The sequence below is a fragment of the Stenotrophomonas sp. STEN063 genome (assembly GCF_056854515.1).
Map to the genome: position 1 here is coordinate 12,202 of NZ_JBXFWF010000058.1, position 18,325 is coordinate 30,526.

Annotated in this window: 12 protein-coding genes; all 12 read left to right on the forward strand. The window is 64.6% G+C overall.

What is annotated here, in order from left to right:
- The first annotated feature begins 402 nt into the window (after window positions 1-402).
- Window positions 403-2,862 carry a GH92 family glycosyl hydrolase gene (locus AC1VWL_RS14720; protein WP_482987199.1) on the forward strand — a complete coding sequence of 820 codons (2,460 nt, stop codon included), beginning with the start codon at window positions 403-405 and terminating at the stop codon, window positions 2,860-2,862.
- A 98-nt stretch (window positions 2,863-2,960) separates the two neighbouring features.
- Window positions 2,961-4,019, forward strand: a complete 1,059-nt coding sequence (locus AC1VWL_RS14725) for a LacI family DNA-binding transcriptional regulator (protein WP_481538845.1) — start codon at window positions 2,961-2,963, stop codon at window positions 4,017-4,019.
- 43 nt (window positions 4,020-4,062) lie between these two features.
- Window positions 4,063-5,370, forward strand: a complete 1,308-nt coding sequence (fucP, locus tag AC1VWL_RS14730) for an L-fucose:H+ symporter permease (RefSeq protein WP_481534422.1) — start codon at window positions 4,063-4,065, stop codon at window positions 5,368-5,370.
- 6 nt (window positions 5,371-5,376) lie between these two features.
- A complete protein-coding gene (locus AC1VWL_RS14735; RefSeq protein WP_481534423.1) occupies window positions 5,377-6,372 on the forward strand; it encodes a carbohydrate kinase family protein in 996 nt (331 codons plus the stop codon).
- Window positions 6,369-7,601, forward strand: a complete 1,233-nt coding sequence (locus tag AC1VWL_RS14740; protein ID WP_482987200.1) for an AGE family epimerase/isomerase — start codon at window positions 6,369-6,371, stop codon at window positions 7,599-7,601. Before AC1VWL_RS14735 ends, AC1VWL_RS14740 begins: the two co-directional genes overlap by 4 nt.
- A 163-nt stretch (window positions 7,602-7,764) precedes the next feature.
- Window positions 7,765-10,476, forward strand: a complete 2,712-nt coding sequence (locus AC1VWL_RS14745) for a beta-mannosidase (RefSeq protein WP_482987201.1) — start codon at window positions 7,765-7,767, stop codon at window positions 10,474-10,476.
- Complete coding sequence (locus AC1VWL_RS14750) at window positions 10,476-11,909, forward strand: glycoside hydrolase family 47 protein (protein ID WP_482987202.1); 1,434 nt, start codon at window positions 10,476-10,478, stop codon at window positions 11,907-11,909. The genes AC1VWL_RS14745 and AC1VWL_RS14750 overlap by 1 nt, the downstream gene beginning before the upstream one ends.
- Window positions 11,910-12,219: 310 nt before the next feature.
- The gene (locus AC1VWL_RS14755; protein WP_282270172.1) at window positions 12,220-12,882 is read left to right on the forward strand and encodes a response regulator transcription factor; all 663 of its coding nucleotides are present in this window, start codon (window positions 12,220-12,222) and stop codon (window positions 12,880-12,882) included.
- Complete coding sequence (locus AC1VWL_RS14760; protein WP_482987203.1) at window positions 12,879-14,711, forward strand: sensor histidine kinase; 1,833 nt, start codon at window positions 12,879-12,881, stop codon at window positions 14,709-14,711. The genes AC1VWL_RS14755 and AC1VWL_RS14760 overlap by 4 nt, the downstream gene beginning before the upstream one ends.
- Before the next feature lie 102 nt (window positions 14,712-14,813).
- A complete protein-coding gene (locus AC1VWL_RS14765; protein ID WP_482987204.1) occupies window positions 14,814-16,721 on the forward strand; it encodes a hypothetical protein in 1,908 nt (635 codons plus the stop codon).
- Between the two features lie 24 nt (window positions 16,722-16,745).
- A complete protein-coding gene (locus tag AC1VWL_RS14770; RefSeq protein WP_482987205.1) occupies window positions 16,746-16,967 on the forward strand; it encodes a hypothetical protein in 222 nt (73 codons plus the stop codon).
- A 157-nt stretch (window positions 16,968-17,124) separates the two neighbouring features.
- Entirely contained in the window at window positions 17,125-18,213 is a 1,089-nt protein-coding gene (locus AC1VWL_RS14775; protein ID WP_482987206.1) for a serine hydrolase domain-containing protein, read from the forward strand.
- Window positions 18,214-18,325: the final 112 nt, after the last annotated feature.

Here is an 18,325-nt window from a genome sequence, read left to right on the forward strand (position 1 = left end):
GGCATGGCTCGGCACTACAGGGGCGGGTTTTCGCTCTGATGTTGCGCCGCAGAATGCGTTGGGCGAAATGCTCATGCTTTACTTGGATCGATCTAAATTTTCGGCAACGTGCTTCCGGGGATGCAGGTGGGGTCGCGCAGGGCGGGGTCCAGCTTGCTGCAAACCACTGAAAACACTGCCGAGCAGCGCGTTCCATGGCCCAAAGTTTGTTGCTTTTGCTCCGCCAGTCGCCGTCGTGACGGCTGTCGGGGCAGCTGCAGGGGCCTACCCGTTTTGCTGATGCCTGGCATCTCTCCCCCATCCCGTTCCCGGATGGGCTGGACATCAGCGGCCCGGCTTGTCCGGGCCAACTTCTGCCACAGCTACACCGCCGCCGTACCGACCGACCCAAGGATCCAATGCATGAGCCGATCGCCATCCACCGCCCATTCCCGCCGCCGCCCGTTGGCAACGGCTGCCTGCCTGCTGGCGCTGAGTTTCGCGCCGTTGCTGCAGGCTGCGCCGTCGGCCGCGCTGGAGCGCGAGGTCAATACCTTCATCGGCAGCAAGGATGACGGCAATACCTTCCCGGGCGCGTCGGCACCGTTCGGCCTGATCCAGGTCAGCCCGATCGGCAGCCATTACTCCGGCTGGCGCTATGACGACGAAAAGATCCGCGGCTTCGGTCATTCCTTCATCTCCGGCGCCGGTTGCTGGGAGCAGGGCGGCCAGGTCTCGGTATTGCCGGTGACCGGCAGCATCGGTCCAGGTGGTGACTTCGACACCAAGGACCCCAAGCGCTTCGACCACAAGAACTACGCCTCGGCCTATAGCCACGATGGCGAAGTCGGTCAGGCCGGCTACTACAAGGTCCGGTTGACCGATTACCGTGGCATCGACGTGGAAACCACCGCGTTGACCCGCGCTGCCGCCGAGCGCTACACCTTCAGCGCAGGCGTCAGTGAAGGCCAGGTGCTGGTCAATGTTGCCCAGGCCAATGAGCGCCATTCGGTGATCGGCAGCGTCATCGACGTGGTTGGCGACCGTGCGGTGGAAGGCAAGCTGGTCACCAAGAGCTTCTGCGGCGGCCACCAGTACACCACCTGGTTCCGCATCGAGTTTGACCGCCCGTTCAAGGCGCACGGCACCTGGGGCGAGGAAGGCGGCCTGCCCGGCGCGCGCCACAGCATGGAAGGCGAGGCCAAGCCCAATGGTGCGTGGCTGAGCTTTGACCTGGCCGGTGGCCGCAGCGTCACCGCCACCAGTGCGATCTCGCATGTGGATGCCGAAGGCGCGCGCAACAATCTGCGCAGCGATGGCATGCAGGGCGGCAAGCTGCTGGGCTTCGATCGCATGCGTGCGCTGTCGCAGGCGCAGTGGCGCGAACAGCTGGGCAGCGTCAAGGTTGAAGGTGCGAATGCCGATGACCGCACTGTGCTGTACACCGCGCTGTACCACGCGCTGCTGCAGCCGATGACCGGCAGCGATGCCGATGGTCGCTATCGTGGCTACGACGACGTCATCCACCGTGCCGATGGCTGGACCTACTACGAGTATTTCTCGCTGTGGGATACCTACCGCACGCAGAACCAGTGGTTGGCCCTGACCCGTCCGGAAGTCGCGCGTGATATCGGCCGCAGCCTGCTGGCCATCAACGAACAGGGCGGTTGGTTGCCGCGTTGGGGCTATGCCAACTTCGAAACCAATGTAATGACCGGCGACCCGGTGACGCCGTTCATGGTCGACCTGTGGCGCTTCGGTGCGCTCAAGGGCCGCGAGGCGGAAGCCTGGGGCGCGTTGCACCGCAATGCCTTCGAGATGCCGCCGATCAATTCGCGCATGGCCGGTCGTTCCGGCAATGCCAGCTATCTCGCCAATGGTTATGTGGCCTATGACCGTGCCTTCCCCTCCAAGGGCATGGACGTTGATCCGCACCACGGCGGCTCGGCAACGCTGGAGTACGCATTGGCCGATTGCGCGCTGGCGCAGATGGCCGATGGCTTGGGCCACGCCGAAGATGCAGCGACGCTGCGCACTCGCGGTGGCAATTGGCACAAGGTGTGGGATGCGGATGTGCGTGATGCCGAAACCGGCTTCACTGGTTTCCCGCGTCCGCGCGACGAGAACGGCAAGTGGTATACGCCGGCCGATGGTCATTACAGCCCGCGATCGCAACACGGCTTCCATGAAGGCACCGGCTGGCAGTACCAGTGGCTGGTCCAGCAGGACGTGCCCGGGATGCTGCAGGCGATGCATGGCCGCGAACAGGCCGGCAAGCGTCTGGACGCGTTCTTCGCCTATGACGCGCTGCTGCAGTCACCGCTGACCGCTGCACGCAAGGAATGGGTGGTTGGTCCGTACAGCTACTACAACCAATACCGCTACAACCCGAACAACGAGCCTGACCTGCATTCGCCGTGGATGTATACGCTGATCGGCCAGCCGTGGAAGACCGCCACAGTGGTTCGCGCGGCGCAGCAGCTGTTCACCAATGCGCCGAACGGCGTTACCGGCAATGACGACCTGGGCACGATGTCGGCCTGGTACCTGTTCAGTGCGCTGGGCCTGTATCCGGCAGTGCCGGGCAGTGGCCAGTTCCTGCTGCATGCGCCGCGCTACAGCAAGGCCGAGATCACCCTGGGCAACGGCCGCACGCTGCGCCTGCAGGCGCCGGGCGCCGATCCGCGCAGCCTGCAGTACATCCAGAGCGTGCAGGTTGATGGCAAGCCGCAGCCGGCGGTGTGGCTGGATTGGCAGCGCCTGCAGCAAGGCGGCGATGTGCGCTTCACCCTCGGTGCGCAGGCACCGGAGCAGGGTTGGGGCACCGCACAGGCGGACCTGCCGGTGTCGTACTGCGCCACCCCGGGCAGCGCCCAGCCGTGAGCTCGGGCAGCGCCAAGGCCGGAAAGAAGGGAACGGGCAGCGCAAGCGCTGGCCGTGATCCTTTAGGCTTGGCGCATCCCGGAACCGCAGCGGAAATGATGAAAGACACTTCTACCGGCGCCAAGGGCGCACGCAAGGCCGGCCAACGCGCGGTCACCGTCACCGACATCGCGCAGGCGGTGGGCGTGTCGCGGGCGACTGTGTCGCTGGTGCTGCGCGGCAGCCCCCTGGTCAATGTCGACACCCGCGCCAAGGTCGAGGCGGAGCTGCGCAAGCAGCGTTATGTGTACAACCGCACCGCTGCCAACCTGCGTCGTCGTACCTCGTCGTCGATCGCGTTGGTGATCAACGATCTGTCCAACCCGTTCTTCGCCGAATTCGCCTCGGGCGTGGACGAAGCGCTGGGTGGCAAGGGCTTCGTGACCCTGCTTGGCAGCACCGGCGAATCGCCGCAGCGTCAGCAGGCGGTGTTGAGCACCTTGATGGAACACACGCCGACCGGCTTCATCCTGTCGCCGGCCGAAGGCAGCGATGCCGAAGAGCTGCGCCATGTACTGGGCGCGCATGCCAACGTGCTGTTGTTCAACCGTGAACTGGCCGGCGCTGACTGGGATTTCCTCACCCTCGACAACCAGCACGGCGCGTACATGGCAACCCGTCACCTGATCGAACGCGGTCATCGTGACATCGCCTTCTTTGGCGGGCATGGCGCATCCAGTTCCTGCGCGCAGCGTCGCCTCGGCTACCAGCAGGCCTTGAGCGAGGCCGGCTTGCCTCTGCATGCGGACTGGTTGATCGAGTCCGCGCCCAATCGTCTGGAAGCGGCTGCACGTACCGGTGAATTGTTCGAATGCGCACAGCGACCCAGCGCGGCGGTCTGCTACAACGACACGGTTGCATTGGGCCTGATGCTGGGCCTGACCTCGCGTGGCATCCGCCCGGGTGGTGATTTCGCCGTTACCGGATTCGACGATATCTCCGAGGCTGCGGTCGCGGTGCCGCCGTTGACCACGTTGACCGCAGATCCACGCGAACGTGGCCGGCAGGCTGCAGCCTTGTTGCTGCAGCGCCTGGACAACCCCGATGCCGCACCGATGCGTACCGTCGCACCGGTGCAGCTGAGGATCCGCGAAAGCAGTGCAGCAAGACCAAGCTGACTCCTCAACCCCATCTCCCGATTACCGTATCCAGGCAGCCCACATGCACATACCAACATCGCCGTCATCTACATCAAGCCAGTCGGCGCCCGTGGTCAATACGCGTGTGGCCATGGCGGTGGCGACGACCATCTTCTTCATGTGGGGCTTCCTGACCTGCCTCAACGACATCCTGATTCCGCACCTGAAGTCGGTATTCGAACTGAACTACACCCAGGCGATGCTGGTGCAGTTCACCTTCTTCGGTGCCTACTTCCTGATGTCCTTGCCAGCTGGTCGGCTGGTGGCGCGGCTGGGTTACAAGCAGGGCATCGTCGCCGGTCTGGTGATTGCCGGCATCGGTGCGCTTGGCTTCTGGCCGGCGGCGGAGCTGCGCATCTATGGCGCCTTCCTGGCGGCCCTGTTCGTGCTGGCAACCGGCATCACCGTGCTGCAGGTAGCGGCCAATCCCTATGTGGCGCTGCTTGGCCCGGAGCGGACCAGTTCCAGCCGCCTGACGCTGGCACAGGCCTTGAACTCGCTGGGCACCGCGATCGCGCCGATCTTTGGCGGCATGTTGATCCTGGGCAATACGGTCAAGAGCGCCGACGAGCTGACCGCGCTGCCGCTGGCAGACCAGTTGGCCTACCGCGCGCAGGAAGCGCAGTCGGTGCAGGGGCCGTATCTCGGCCTGGCAGTAGCCCTGTTCCTGCTGGCGCTGTTCGTGTTCCTGTTCCGGCTGCCGTCGCTGAGCGAGAACAGCGAACAGGCCGACAGCGCACGCCACAGCTATGGCGATGCGCTTCGCCACAAGCACCTGCTGTTCGGCGTGCTGGGCATCTTCTTCTATGTGGGTGCCGAGGTCTCGATCGGCAGCTTCCTGGTCAACTACCTGTCGCAGCCCAACATAGGCGGCTTCAGTGAGCAGCAGGCCACGCACTACGTGTCGCTGTACTGGACAATGGCGATGATCGGCCGCTTTGCCGGTTCGCTGCTGCTGGTGCGCTTCTCGCCGCGCAAGCTCCTGGCGCTGTTCGCGTTGATCAATGTGGGTTTGCTGGCACTGACCATGGCCAGCGAAGGCCAGGTAGCCCTGTACTCGATCGTGGCGATTGGCCTGTTCAACTCGATCATGTTCCCGACCATCTTCGCGCTCGGCATCGAACGCCTGGGGCCGTTGACCAACAAGGCGTCCAGCCTGCTGATCATGGCCATCGTCGGCGGCGCGGTGGTGCCGTTCCTGCAGGGCATGCTGGCCGACCGCATCGGCGTTCACCATTCATTCGTACTGCCGTTGCTGTGCTACGGCTACATCATTTTCTACGGGCTGGTCGGTTCGCGTACCAGCACCGGCGTTACCCAACAGGACTAAGGCCAGATGGGCAAGATTGTTTGTTTCGGCGAGATTTTGATCGATCTATTAGCGCAGCCGCCGGCCTCGGCGGACACCCCGCGCGCGTTCCTGCAGTACGCCGGCGGTGCCCCCGCCAACGTCGCAGTGGCAGCCGCGCGGTTGGGTGCCAGCAGCCATTTCGCCGGCATGCTGGGCCGCGACATGTTCGGTGACTTCCTGCTGGAGAGCCTGCAACAGGCTGGGGTCGAGACCGACTGCATCGTGCGTACCGACGTAGCCAAGACCGCGCTGGCCTTCGTCGCGCTGGACGCGCATGGCGAGCGCAGCTTCAGCTTCTACCGGCCGCCGGCGGCGGATCTGCTGTTCCGCGCCGAGCACTATGTGTCCGCCTGCTTCGACGGCACGGCCTGCTTCCACGTCTGCTCCAACAGCCTGACCGAAGCGGACATCGCCGCGGCGACCTTCGCCGGCATGGAGCGTGCGCGCGCCGCGGGCGCGGTGGTCAGCCTGGATCTGAACCTGCGCCCGGCGCTGTGGCCAGCGGGTGTCGATCCCTCGCCGCGCCTGTGGCAGGCCTTGGAACGCGCTGACCTGATCAAGCTCTCGCGCGAAGAGCTCGATTACCTGGCCGCGCCACTGGGCGCCGACGGTGATGCGCAGGTACTGCGCCGCCTGTTGGCTGCGCAGGCACGCTGGGTGATCGTCACCGACGGTGCAGGCACGCTGCGCTGGTATACCCGGCATGGGGAGGGCGAGGTGCCGAGCTTCCGTGTGCAGGCGGTGGATACCACCGCTGCCGGCGACGCCTTTGTCGGTGGCGTGCTGGTCGGGCTGGTTGAGCGTGGTGGCGCAGGCGCCGGTTTTGCCGCGTTCTGCCAGACCCCGAATGCAATCAATGGCACGCTGCGCTTCGCGGCTGCGGTAGGTGCCCTGGCGGTAACCCGCAAGGGTGCGTTCGCGGCAATGCCCGCCTTGAGTGAAGTACAGCAGCTGCTGCAGCAACAGGAAGCCATCGCATGACCACTACGCCCGATTTCCGTTCCCCGGCCTTCCTGCGCGCGCATATCGCCGACACGATGGCCTTCTACCATCCGCATTGCATCGATGCGGATGGCGGTTTCTTCCACTACTACCGGGACGACGGCAGCATCTACGATCGCAGCCATCGCCATCTGGTCAGCAGCACCCGCTTCGTCTTCAACTACGCGATGGCTTACCGCGAGTACGGCAATGCGGAGTATCTGGATGCGGTGAAGCACGGTGTGCGCTACCTGCGTGATGTGCACTGCAATCCAGCTACTGGCGGCTACGCCTGGACCCTGCGCGATGGCAAGGTCGAGGACGACATGAACCACTGCTATGGCGTCGCCTTCGTATTGCTGGCCTACAGCTGTGCGCTGAAGGCCGGCATCGAGCAGGGCCGCGAGTGGATGGACGAGACCTGGCAGCTGCTGGAACGCCACTTCTGGGAGTCGCAGCACGGCCTGTACCGCGACGAAGCCGACGCCAACTGGAACTTCACCGGTTATCGCGGCCAGAACGCCAACATGCATATGTGCGAAGCAATGCTGGCTGCGTTCGAGGCCAGTGGCGAACAGCGCTACCTGCAGCGCGCCCTGCAGCTGGCCGACAACATGACCCGCCGGCAGGCGGCCAAGGCCGGCGGCCTGGTCTGGGAGCACTACGACATCGATTGGAACATCGATTGGAACTACAACCTGGACAATCCCAAGCACCTGTTCCGTCCGTGGGGGTTCCAGCCCGGTCACCAGACCGAATGGGCCAAGCTGCTGATGATCCTCGACCGCCACGTCGATGCCGATTGGTTGGTACCGACCGCACGGCACCTGTTCGATGCCTCGATGACGCGCGCGTGGGATGAAGCGCGCGGTGGCCTGTATTACGGCTTCGCGCCGGAATCGCGTCGTCAGCCCAACATGGATGGCGCGGCGATTGGTGGTGACAGTTTCGTCTGCGACGACGACAAGTATTTCTGGGTGCAGGCCGAGTCGTTGGCGGCCGCCGCGCTGCTGGCCAAGCGCACCGGCGATGCCGGCTACTGGGAGTGGTACGACCGGCTGTGGGCGTACTCGTGGCAGTACTTCGTTGATCATCGCTACGGCGCCTGGTTCCGCATCCTCGACGCCGACAACGGCAAGTACGACGACGAAAAGAGCCCGGCCGGCAAGACCGATTACCACACCATGGGTGCCTGCCACGAAGTGTTGAACGTGGTGCGCGAGGGCTGACCAACAGCATTCGCATTGCTTCAGTCGTCATCCCCGCGAAGGCGGGGATCGCTCTGGCTCTCCGCTTCAGTAGTGAATCTCAGAGCAAGCGTAGTTTCATGTTTTGTTGAAGACGGTTTCGCGGTCCGTAAGAAAGCGCAACCAGTAGCAGGGAGGAAGCAGCATGCAGCACGTGCACCTGAAATTTGGATCGATACAAATTCATGCTCAACGCGTGTGCCGCGGCCTGTTGCTGTGCGCGCTGTGGCTGGCGTCAACTGCAGCAGTGGCTGCATCATTGCAGGCGCAATGGAGCTTCCGCCTGCTACCGGGCGATGCACAACTGCAGACGCATCCGGGCATGGATGCGTGGAAACAAGCAACCGTGCCGGGCAGCGTGCACACCGATCTACTCGCTGCCGGCTTGATCGGCGATCCTTATGTCGGCGCGGCCGAAGCGGGCCTGCAGTGGATCGGACTCGCTGATTGGGAATACCGCGCCCGCTTCGACGTGGATGCCGCAAGCCTGGCGCGGCCGCATGCGGAGCTGCGCTTCGATGGCCTGGACACCTTCGCTGAAGTCCGCCTCAACGGCGAGCCGCTGCTGAAGGCAGACAACGCGCACCGCACCTGGCGTGCGCGGGTCGATGGTCGCCTGCGTGCGCAGGGCAATGAATTGCAGATCGTGTTCCGTTCGCCGATCCGCACGCTGCTGCCGCAGGTGCAGGCGATGCCGCACAAGATTGCCGGCAACTATCCATCGCCCTACGGGGATGAGCCCAAGGATGCGATGGTCGGCAACTTCGTACGCAAGCCCGCCTACCACTTCGGTTGGGACTGGGGGCCGCGTTACGTCACTGCCGGTGTATGGCGGCAGGTGCACCTGGACAGTTGGGATCAGCAGCGCATCACCGATCTGGCAGTGCGCACCGATGCATTGGATGCGGACAAAGCCAATTTGAGCGTACAGCTGCAGGTGGAGCAGGCGGACAAGGCCGGCACCCAGCAGGTCGTCATCGACGTGCGTGACCCGGACGGAAAGACGGTTGCAGAGATCAAGCGCGATGTCGCATTGGCGCCGGGCGAGAACAACCTGTCGCTGCCACTGCAGATCGACAAGCCGCGACGCTGGTGGCCGGTGGGCTACGGCGCGCAGGATCGCTATACCGTGCAGGCGCGTTTAGGTGAGGGCAAGCAGGACGCGCTGACATCCAGCATCCGCATCGGCCTGCGCACCGTGCAGCTGCAGCGCGAAGAGGACAAGGACGGTGGGCAGGGCTTTGGCTTCGTCATCAATGGCGTGCCTGTATTCGCCAAGGGGGCGAATGTCATTCCGTTTGATGCCTTCCCGGCACGGGTGACGCGCGAGCGCCTGCGCCGCGACCTGCAGGCCGCGCGCGATGCCAACATGAACATGCTGCGCAACTGGGGCGGCGGCTACTACGAAGACGATGCGTTCTTCGACATCGCCGATGAGCTCGGTTTGCTGGTGTGGCAGGACTTCATGTTCGGCGGCGGCATGCAGCCGGGCTATGACCCGGCGTTCCGCGCCAATGTGGTCGCCGAAGCGCGCGACAACATCCGTCGTTTGCGGCACCACCCCAGCATCGTGCTGTGGTGTGGGAACAACGAAGAGGAAACCGCGTGGAAGGATTGGGGCCACGGCAAGACCTTGAAAGAGGCCGATCCGGTGTTTGCCGCGAAAGTCTGGCAGGGCTATGTGGACCTGTTCGGCAAGGACCTGCGCAGCGTCGTCGCCGAGGAAGGCCTGGGCGTGCCGTACTGGGCCAGTTCGCCGAGCAATGACCTGGACACCAAGGCCAATGACTCGCGTCGCGGTGACAAGCACTACTGGGAAGTCTGGGGCAACCCGGCGTTGCCGCCGACGGCCTACCTGAAGGAAACCCCGCGCTTCATGTCCGAGTACGGCCTGCAGGCCTGGCCGCAGCTGTCGACCATCAACGCCTTCGCCACGCCGGAAGAACAGCAGGTGGATGGGCCGGTGATCGAGGCGCACCAGAAGTTCCTGGCCGGCAAAGGCAATGAGCGTCTGCTGCACTACATCGAGATGGAATTCGGCACGCCGCGCTCGTTCCCTGATTTCGTCTACCTGAGCCAGATGATGCAGGCCGAGGGCATCGAACTGGCCGCGTTGCACCATCGCGCCTCGCGGCCGTACACGATGGGTTCGCTTTACTGGCAGCTCAACGACGTGTGGCCGGGCGCATCCTGGTCCAGCGTGGACTACTACGGCAACTGGAAGGCACTGAACTTCCATGCCCGTCGCTTCTTCGCCGACGTGGCGGTGGCCGCGCTGCGCGATGAAGGAAGCACCCGTTTCAGTCTGCTCAACGACGGCCGTGCAGAAATGCAGGGGCAGTGGCGTGTGCGCGTGCTGGATTTCGATGGGCGGGAGTTGCAGCAGCAGCGCGGGCCGATCAGCCTGCCCGCACTGTCAGCCACCGAAGCTGCACGCTTCAGCGACGCCGAGTTGTTGCAGGGCGCAGACCCCAGCCGCAGCGTCGCCGTATTCGAACTGCTGCGCGGTGACGCAGTAGTGGCACAGCGCCTGGTCTACTTCGTCGCCGCCAAACAGCAAGCCTTGCAGCCGGCACAGCTGCACAGCGAGCTGCGCGCAGAAGGCGATCATTACCTGCTGCAGCTGCGCGCCGACAAGCTGGTCCGTGGTATCTGGATCGGCTTCAACAACGCCGATGCCAGCATCGAGGACAACGCCTTCGATCTGCTGCCCGGCCAGACCCGCACGCTGGTCGTGCGCAGCACCGCACCGCTTTCCACCCTGCGCACGGCCCTGCACCTGCAGACGCTGGGCGACACCCTGCAGTCCCGTCCCGTTGCATCGCAAGACAACGCTTCCGTCGAGAGGATCCACTGATGACCCGTTCCCTGCGTACCGCCCCCCTGGTCGCCGCGCTGATGCTGGCGCTTTCCGCCTGCAGCCAGCAGGCCGCCGCTCCCGCCACCACCCCGGCTGCACCGGCTACTGCAGCAGCACCGGCTGATGCCGCGCTTCCGGCCGTCGATGACGCCGAAGCTGCACGCATGGCCGAGCAGGTCCGTGAGGCCACCCGCCACGCCTGGCAGGGTTACATGCAGTACGCCAAGGGCCACGACGACCTCAAGCCGCTCAGTGGCCAGCCGCGTGACTGGTATCCCAAGCCGCTGCTGATGTCGCCGGTCGACGCGCTGGACACGCTGCTGCTGCTCGGCCTGGACAAGGAAGCCAACGAAGCACGTGAGCTGATCGTCACCCAGCTGTCCTTCGACCAGGACATGGACGTGCAGAACTTCGAGGTCACCATCCGCCTGCTCGGCGGCCTGCTGTCGGCCTACCAGATGACCAACGACGAGCGCCTGCTCAAGCTCGCCGATGATCTGGGGACGCGCCTATCGCCGGTCTTCGACAGCCCGACCGGCCTGCCGTACACCCACGTCAACCTGCACACCGGCAAGACCAGCGGCAAGATCAGCAACCCGGCCGAAACCGGCACGCTGCTGCTGGAGTTCGGCACCCTGGCCAAGCTCACCGGCAAGCAGGCGTACTACGACAAGGCCAAGCGTGCGCTGGTTGAAACCCACAAGCGCCGCTCCAAGATCGGCCTGGTTGGCCTGAACATCAACGTCGAGACCGGCGAGTGGACCAACAAGGACGCCTCGATCGCCGGTGGCATCGACTCGTACTACGAGTACCTGCTCAAGTGCTGGAAGCTTTTCGGCGATGAAGACTGCAAGAAGATGTGGGACGAGAGCATCGGCCCGATTAACCAGTACCTGGCCGATGAATCCCGCGAAGGCGAGCTGTGGTACGGCCACGCCGACATGGACACCGGTGCCCGCACCTCCACCACGTATGGTGCGCTGGACGCGTTCATGCCGGGCCTGCTGGCCCTGGGCGGCGACCTGGACCGCGCCAAGCGCCTGCAGGAATCCAACCTGAAGATGTGGCGCCTGCACGACATCGAGCCGGAGTCGCTGGACTACGCCAAGATGGAAGTGCGTTCGCCGAGCTACGCGCTGCGCCCGGAGATCGTCGAGTCGGCTTACTACCTGCACCACTACACCGGTGACGCGCGTTACCGTGGCATGGGCAAGGAATTCTTCGACGACTTCGTGCGCTACACCCGCACCGATCACGGCTTCGCCGCGCTGAAGGATGTCCGCAGCAAGGAGAAGGACGACTCGATGGAGAGCTTCCTGTTCGCCGAGACGTTCAAGTACTACTACCTGCTGTTCGCCCCGGCCAAGACCCTGGACTTTGACGGCATCGTCTTCAACACCGAAGCCCACCCGCTGCGCCGTACCTGGTAAGAGCGAGCGAGAGCAGAGGCTAACCAGATTCATCCGGAGCAAGGTTGTTTCTTAGATTGTCCGGAGCCAGGCTTCCTCCCCTCTCCCGCTTGCGGGTTGAGGGGGGCAGCTTGCGAACCGCAGGTTCGCTGCCCAACGAACGCCCTTGCGTCAACGCAAGGGCTGGGGCGCGGAGCGGGGGCAGGAGGTGAGGGCCGCCTCGCCCAACGATCCAAACGGAAGCAGCTTTTCCGCTCCAAGTGCCTCCCATCACAAGCCAATCGTAAGAGCACGCTAAACTCCGCCACAACACGGACCATGGCGGGGGCCGATGGAGCTGTCTTCCATCCTGATCATCGACGACGACACAGCTTCGCTGGCGAGGCTGGTCAGGCTCGTGTCCGAATTACTGACGGACCAACAGACACGGATTCACACCGCCGACAGCCTCGGCAGCGCCCTTGCACTCCTGCAAGCCCATCAGTTCGACCTCGCCCTGGTCGACATGCAACTACCCGACGGCACCGGCATCGAACTTGTCGGTTGGATGCAGCAGCATGTGCCGCAGCTGCAAGCAGTGATCGTGTCCGCCTTTGCCGAGGAAGAAAGCATCTTCGCTGCATTGCGCGCCGGCGCCGCAGGCTACCTGCTCAAGGACCGGGAGGACATCGAGCTGACGGTCGCACTGCGTAGCCTGCAACGCGGTGGCGCGCCGATCGACCCGATGATCGCGCGGCGCATTCTGGCCTTGCTGCCAGCGGTTGCGCAGCCTCCAGTCGCTGCTCCAGCAGCGCCCGCCGTGCAGCTGTCCGAGCGAGAGCTCGGCATTCTGAACCACGTTGCGCAGGGCTACGGCAACCGCGAGATTGCCGAGTTGCTCGGCTTGTCGCGGCTCACCATCGAAGCCCATACCCGCAACATCTACCGCAAGCTGGCGGTGGGCTCGCGGACCGCCGCGGTATACGAAGCGCGTGCGATGGGGCTGCTGCCTTGATCCGCTGGTTCTTGCTGTTGCTGCTGTCGGCCTGCGTGGCCAGCGCCAACGCAGGGGCAGCGGACATCACCCGTATCACCCACGCGGAAGCTGTACGTGCAGACTGGCAATCGCCAGCAGCACCTGCGCAAGGTTGGGTGCAGGTGCCACTGGCTGACCAGTGGCAGACGCGCTGGCCTGATCACGACGGCGTGGTCTGGTATCGCCTGCGTTGGCAACAGAATGACGCCAGTCAAGCAACCGGCCTGCTGCTGGATTACACCTGCATGGCAGCGGCCGTATACCTCAACGGCAGCCTGATCGATCGCGACCCGTCGCTGGTCGAGCCGCTGTCACGCAGTTGGCATGTGCCACGCTATTTCCTGTTGCAGTCGCCGCTGCTCAAGCAAGGCGAGAATGAACTGCTGGTTCGGGTCTCTGGCCTGGCGGCCTACCAACCTTCGCTGGGAGTGGTGGATGTCGGCGACCCGCAGATCCTGCAGGCACGCTTCCGCAAAGAAGTTTTCGTCCGCCACGACCTGCAGGTTCTGGACAGCGCCATCGGCTTCGTGCTGGCTGCGGTTATCGGTCTGTTCTGGCTGCTGCGGCGCAAGGAGTCGATGTACGGCTGGTACGCGTTGAGCGCGGTGTTCGGACGCCTGTACGACAGCAATTTCTTTGCCAGCAGCCCGTGGCCGTTCCCCAGTACCGATGGCTGGCAAGCCTTCATTGGTGCCTGCTACGTGGCCGGTGCTGCTGCCCATACCGTCTTCCTGCTGCGTTTCTGCGAGCGGCGCTGGCCGCGTCTGGAGCGCGTGTTGCTGGTCATTGCAGTGCTGGTGATGGCGGGTGCCCTGCTGTGGCCGCAATGGATGGGGCCGTATCGCAACGTCTATCTGGTACCCACCATTGCCTTCCTCTACCTGGTCTCGTTCACCTTCATGGGCTATGCGCTGCGCAGCGGCCGGCGCGACTACCAGGTGCTGGCGCTGTGCATCATCCTGCCGATCGCGGTATCGCTGCATGATCTGGGCGTGTACATGGGCTGGTATGGCGGTGTCAGCTACCTGGGATCGTTCACCTCGCCGCTGATGCTGCTCGGCATGGGCTTCGTGCTGGCGTACCGCTTCGCCAATACCATGCAGCGGGTGGAAGGCTTCAATGCCGAGTTGCGCCATGAAGTGCAGCAGGCCACCACGCAGTTGGCGGATACCTTGCAGCAACAGCATGCGCTGGAGTTGTCGCACAGCCGCGCCGGTGAGCGCCTGCAGCTGGTGCGTGACCTGCACGATGGCTTTGGTGGCACCCTGGTGGGCGCAATCGCGCGCCTGGAGCAGGCGCCCGATGACATGCCACGGCAGAAGGTCATCGGCATGTTGCGCGAGATGCGTGACGACCTGCGCCTGGTCATCGACAGCACCGCTCGCGAGCAGGCGGATCTGGCCGAGCTGCTGGCGCCGCTGCGCCACCGAGCCAGTGGCTTGCTGGATGCGGTGGACATCCAGGCCCACTGGCACCTGCAGGACATCGATGGCATCGAGCTTGGAGCCAGCCGCAGCCTCGACCTGTTGCGGTTGCTGCAGGAAGGCCTGACCAACGTGTTCAAGCACAGCCGCGCGCAGCGCGTGGATGTCTACCTGCGCAGGCAAGGTGACCAGCTGCAACTGCATATCGACGACGACGGTGTTGGGCTGGTGCAAGGTGCCAGTGGCAAGGAGGCATCGGGCGCTGGCGCTGGGCTGGCCAGCATGCGGCTGCGTGCTCGCAGGCTGGGCGGTGAGCTGCAGGTATCAGCCGCCGCCAATGGCAGCGGCACGCGGTTGGCGTTGCTGCTGCCACTGATGGCGTGATCAGGTGACGGTCCGGCTGGCTGCCGACTACCTGATTTCGTGGATGCGGGACATGTAGGCCCAACGGTAGGTTTGTCCCTTGCTGATTCGGGGGATCCTTCCATGAACCGTCCTGTCCTTGCCAAGGCTGCGCCGCTGGCCGTGCTTGCCATGCTGGGCCTGTTGCCGTTTTCACCAGCGCAGGCTGCTGAAGTCGTTGGCGGTACCTCGCCGACCACGCCCTGCACGCAAGACGCCAGTACTGGTGCCATTGCCTGCCAGGAAGGCAGTCGGGTTGGCGCTGATGGCAATCCGGGGCCGTCGCAGCCGGGCTGGAGCAGTTCTGCTGGCGGGCTGGGAAATTCCACCGGCAACACCGCCTTCGGGCAGGGCAGTTCGGTCGGCATGGGCGGGCAGGGCTCGAATGGCACCGCAGGGGGGACCGGTGGTACCGGTGGCAATGGAGGTGCCTACAACCTGGCGTTCGGCAGCAACAGCAGTGCTGGTAACGGCGGCAGGGCCGGTCAGGGCAGCGCGGGTGGCACAGGCGGCAATGGTGGCGCCGGCGGCAACTACAACATCGCGTTGGGCAATGGCAGCCAGGCTGGCAATGGCGGTGACGGTGTCGAAGGCTGCTGTGGCTTCCATGGTGCCAGCGGAACGGCAGGCACGGACAACAATGTCGCCATCGGCAGGAATGCGATAGCTGCCGGTGGTGGTTCGGTCGCGCTGGGCTCTGGCAGCAGCGACGGTGGTCTTGCCGATGTGGTGTCGGTGGGGTCGGCTACATTGAAGCGGCGCATCACCAACGTTGCCGCCGGCACAGCTGGCAATGACGCGGTGAACCTCACCCAGTTGAACGCGGTGTCGGCATCCACCAGCAGCGGCCTGGCAGGTATGGCTGCGTGGTTGGGTGGCGGTGCTGCGTACAGTGGTGGCGTGTTCACCGCGCCGTACTATGCGGTCCAGGGAGGGGTGCACCACGACGTGGGCTCGGCGCTGGGCGCGTTGGACGCGGGGCTGGCCGCTCAGGGCACTGCGCTGCAGGGCTACGCCGATGCGGGGGCTGACGCTGCGTTGGTGGCGGCGAATCAATACACCGATGCGCGTGAAACCGCCATCCGCAACGACATCGCCGCCGGAGGGGACGCCACGTTGGATGCGGCCAACGCGCACACCGATACGCGCGAGGCAGCGATCCGCACCGATATGGCCGATGCGGACGCGTCGACCCTGGCCAGCGCCAACAGCTATACCGATGCGCGTGAGGCGGCCATCCGCGACGACATCGTCGCCGGTGGCGCGGCCACCTTGGATGCGGCCAATGCGCATACCGATGCGCGCGAGGCGGTGATCCGCACGGACATGGCAGCGGGGGATGCGGCAACGCTGGCTTCGGCGAATGCTTATACCGATACGCGTGAGACTTCGTTGCGTGGTGACCTCGCGGCCGGCGATGCGGCCACGCTTGACTCCGCCAACGAGTACACCGACCAGCAGGTCGCCAACAGTCAGGTGATGGGGCTGCAGGCCGCGCGCGCACATGCCGATGCCGGTGACGCCGCGACCTTGGCCGCGTCCACGGTTTACACCGATGCCCAGGTGGCCACCGTGCGCGGTGAGGTCAGCGCGGGGGATACGGCGACGTTGGCTTCTGCAAACCAGTACACCGATACAACCGCAGCCCAGACCCTGACCAGTGCCAATGCCTATACGGATAGCGCGCTGGCCGCGTTCAGCGACGACTTCACCCGCTTCCATGACGGCGTGGAGCAACGCCTGCGCAATCAGGATCGACGCATCGACCGGATGGGGGCGATGACATCGGCGATGACCAACATGGCGATCAACGCGGCCGGTGGCCAGAGCGCGCGCGGCCGCGTTGCGGTGGGCGCCGGTTTCCAGGGTGGGGAGCAGGCCTTGTCGATCGGTTATGGCGTGCGGCTGGGGGCGCGCGCTTCGTTCTCGCTGGGCGGCGCCTTTGGTGGCGGTGAGAAGTCCGCCGGTGTTGGCTTCGGCGTTGATCTGTGATGTCGACGGCCGCGGACGCGTAGCGTGACGGCCCTTGCGTTGCCGCTGGGGATTCGCCTGGTGCCAGCGCTTGCTATCGAGGCGAGCGCGAATCCACAGCACCGCCGTATTCGCAACGGCTCATGGATCATCAACGATGCAGGGCTGCGTCGCGAGGTTGAACTGTCCATCGGGAGTGCGGCGTGGCACGTCGTCATCCGTGAGCAGAGGATGATGCAGCGGATGCTGCAGCATTCCGGGCGTTGAGGTGGGGGGCTCAGCCCAGTCGAGGCAATAGCGAATGCCGGGTGCGGGTGATCGCCGGTTTAAACCTTTTGCCCGTTGCATGCATCCAAGTCTGGAGTCGGTGATCGCGACAGCCGCGATCCGACGTATTTCCGCCAGCCACGACCGGAGCCAGACGATGCGACGTGCAACCTCCCGATACCTGTTGTGCCTGGGTGTGCTTCTCTGCGTGCTGCCTCTTCAGTTGGCCGCGGCCACGCTGGAGGCTGCCAATGAAGCGGCGCGACGCTTCATTGTTGCCACCATGGAGGACAGAGGCATCCCGGGACTGCAGGTTGCGGTGGTCAAGGACGGCAACGTGGTGTTTTCGACGGCGGTCGGGCTGGCCAATGTCGAGAACAAGGTGGCAGCCACGCCTGCGACCCTGTTCCCCATCAACTCGGCGACCAAGGCATTCACCGGCGTGGCGGTCATGCAGCTGGCCGAAGCCGGGCAGCTTGATCTTGATGCGCCAATCTCCGCTTATCTGCAGCAACTGCCCGCCGCATGGCAGGCGATCCGTGTACGCCAGCTGCTGGCGCATACCTCGGGCCTGCCGGATATCGTCGATGCGCAGGGCCTGGTTGGTGGTGGCTCCGAAGCAACGGCATGGCAGCTGGTTGAGCAGCAGCCGATGCAGGCCTTGCCGGGCGCGCGGTTCGCCTACAACCAGACCAACTACGGCTTGCTGGCCAGGATCATCGCTCAGCGCAGTGGCAGGACCTATGAGGACTATCTGGCGGACAACCAGTTCAAGCGTGTTGGCATGACGCACGTCGGGTTCGGTGACAGCTACGATCTGCTGCCGAACGCGGCGACCATGTACAGCTTTTTTCCACGCAGCAGTGATGCTGCCGGTGCACCGAAGCGACTTTCGCACTGGTTCTACGACATGCCACAGGGCTTGTGGGCCGGTGGTGGCATCCAGACCACTGCCGATGATCTGGCGCGGTGGTTGGCGGGCTTGTTGCAGCAGCGCGTGCTGCGTGCTGACAGCCTGACGCAGATGTGGACGCCAGAACGTCTGAACGATGGCAGTGAAGGTGATTGGGCCGCGGGCTGGCCAGTATCGGGGCCGGCGGGAAAGCGCCAGATCAGCAGCTTCGGTGGCGCACGGGCGGCGTTCGTGGTCTATCCGGACGAAGGCCTGGCGGTGGTGGTGTTGACCAATCTTGTGGGTGCCAACCCGCAGCAGTTCACCGATCAGATTGCCGATTTCTACAGATAGCAGCGTAGTGGGCCGGCCACCCCCGGCCCGCGTGTTAAGGGTATAGTGCCAGCCCCGAAGGGGGCGGGCGAGCGGGGGGCCAGCGCAGTTGATCTTGGAAGCGCGCGGAGCG

What these genes read in the sequence shown, in the direction of transcription:
- AC1VWL_RS14755 (WP_282270172.1), top strand. Translation starts at nt 12,220, where the DNA reads ATGGAGCTGTCTTCCATCCTGATCATCGACGACGACACAGCTTCGCTG.
- AC1VWL_RS14775 (WP_482987206.1), top strand. Translation starts at nt 17,125, where the DNA reads ATGCGACGTGCAACCTCCCGATACCTGTTGTGCCTGGGTGTGCTTCTC.
- fucP (WP_481534422.1), top strand. Translation starts at nt 4,063, where the DNA reads ATGCACATACCAACATCGCCGTCATCTACATCAAGCCAGTCGGCGCCC.
- AC1VWL_RS14735 (WP_481534423.1), top strand. Translation starts at nt 5,377, where the DNA reads ATGGGCAAGATTGTTTGTTTCGGCGAGATTTTGATCGATCTATTAGCG.
- AC1VWL_RS14720 (WP_482987199.1), top strand. Translation starts at nt 403, where the DNA reads ATGAGCCGATCGCCATCCACCGCCCATTCCCGCCGCCGCCCGTTGGCA.
- AC1VWL_RS14740 (WP_482987200.1), top strand. Translation starts at nt 6,369, where the DNA reads ATGACCACTACGCCCGATTTCCGTTCCCCGGCCTTCCTGCGCGCGCAT.
- AC1VWL_RS14750 (WP_482987202.1), top strand. Translation starts at nt 10,476, where the DNA reads ATGACCCGTTCCCTGCGTACCGCCCCCCTGGTCGCCGCGCTGATGCTG.
- AC1VWL_RS14725 (WP_481538845.1), top strand. Translation starts at nt 2,961, where the DNA reads ATGAAAGACACTTCTACCGGCGCCAAGGGCGCACGCAAGGCCGGCCAA.
- AC1VWL_RS14765 (WP_482987204.1), top strand. Translation starts at nt 14,814, where the DNA reads ATGAACCGTCCTGTCCTTGCCAAGGCTGCGCCGCTGGCCGTGCTTGCC.
- AC1VWL_RS14745 (WP_482987201.1), top strand. Translation starts at nt 7,765, where the DNA reads ATGCAGCACGTGCACCTGAAATTTGGATCGATACAAATTCATGCTCAA.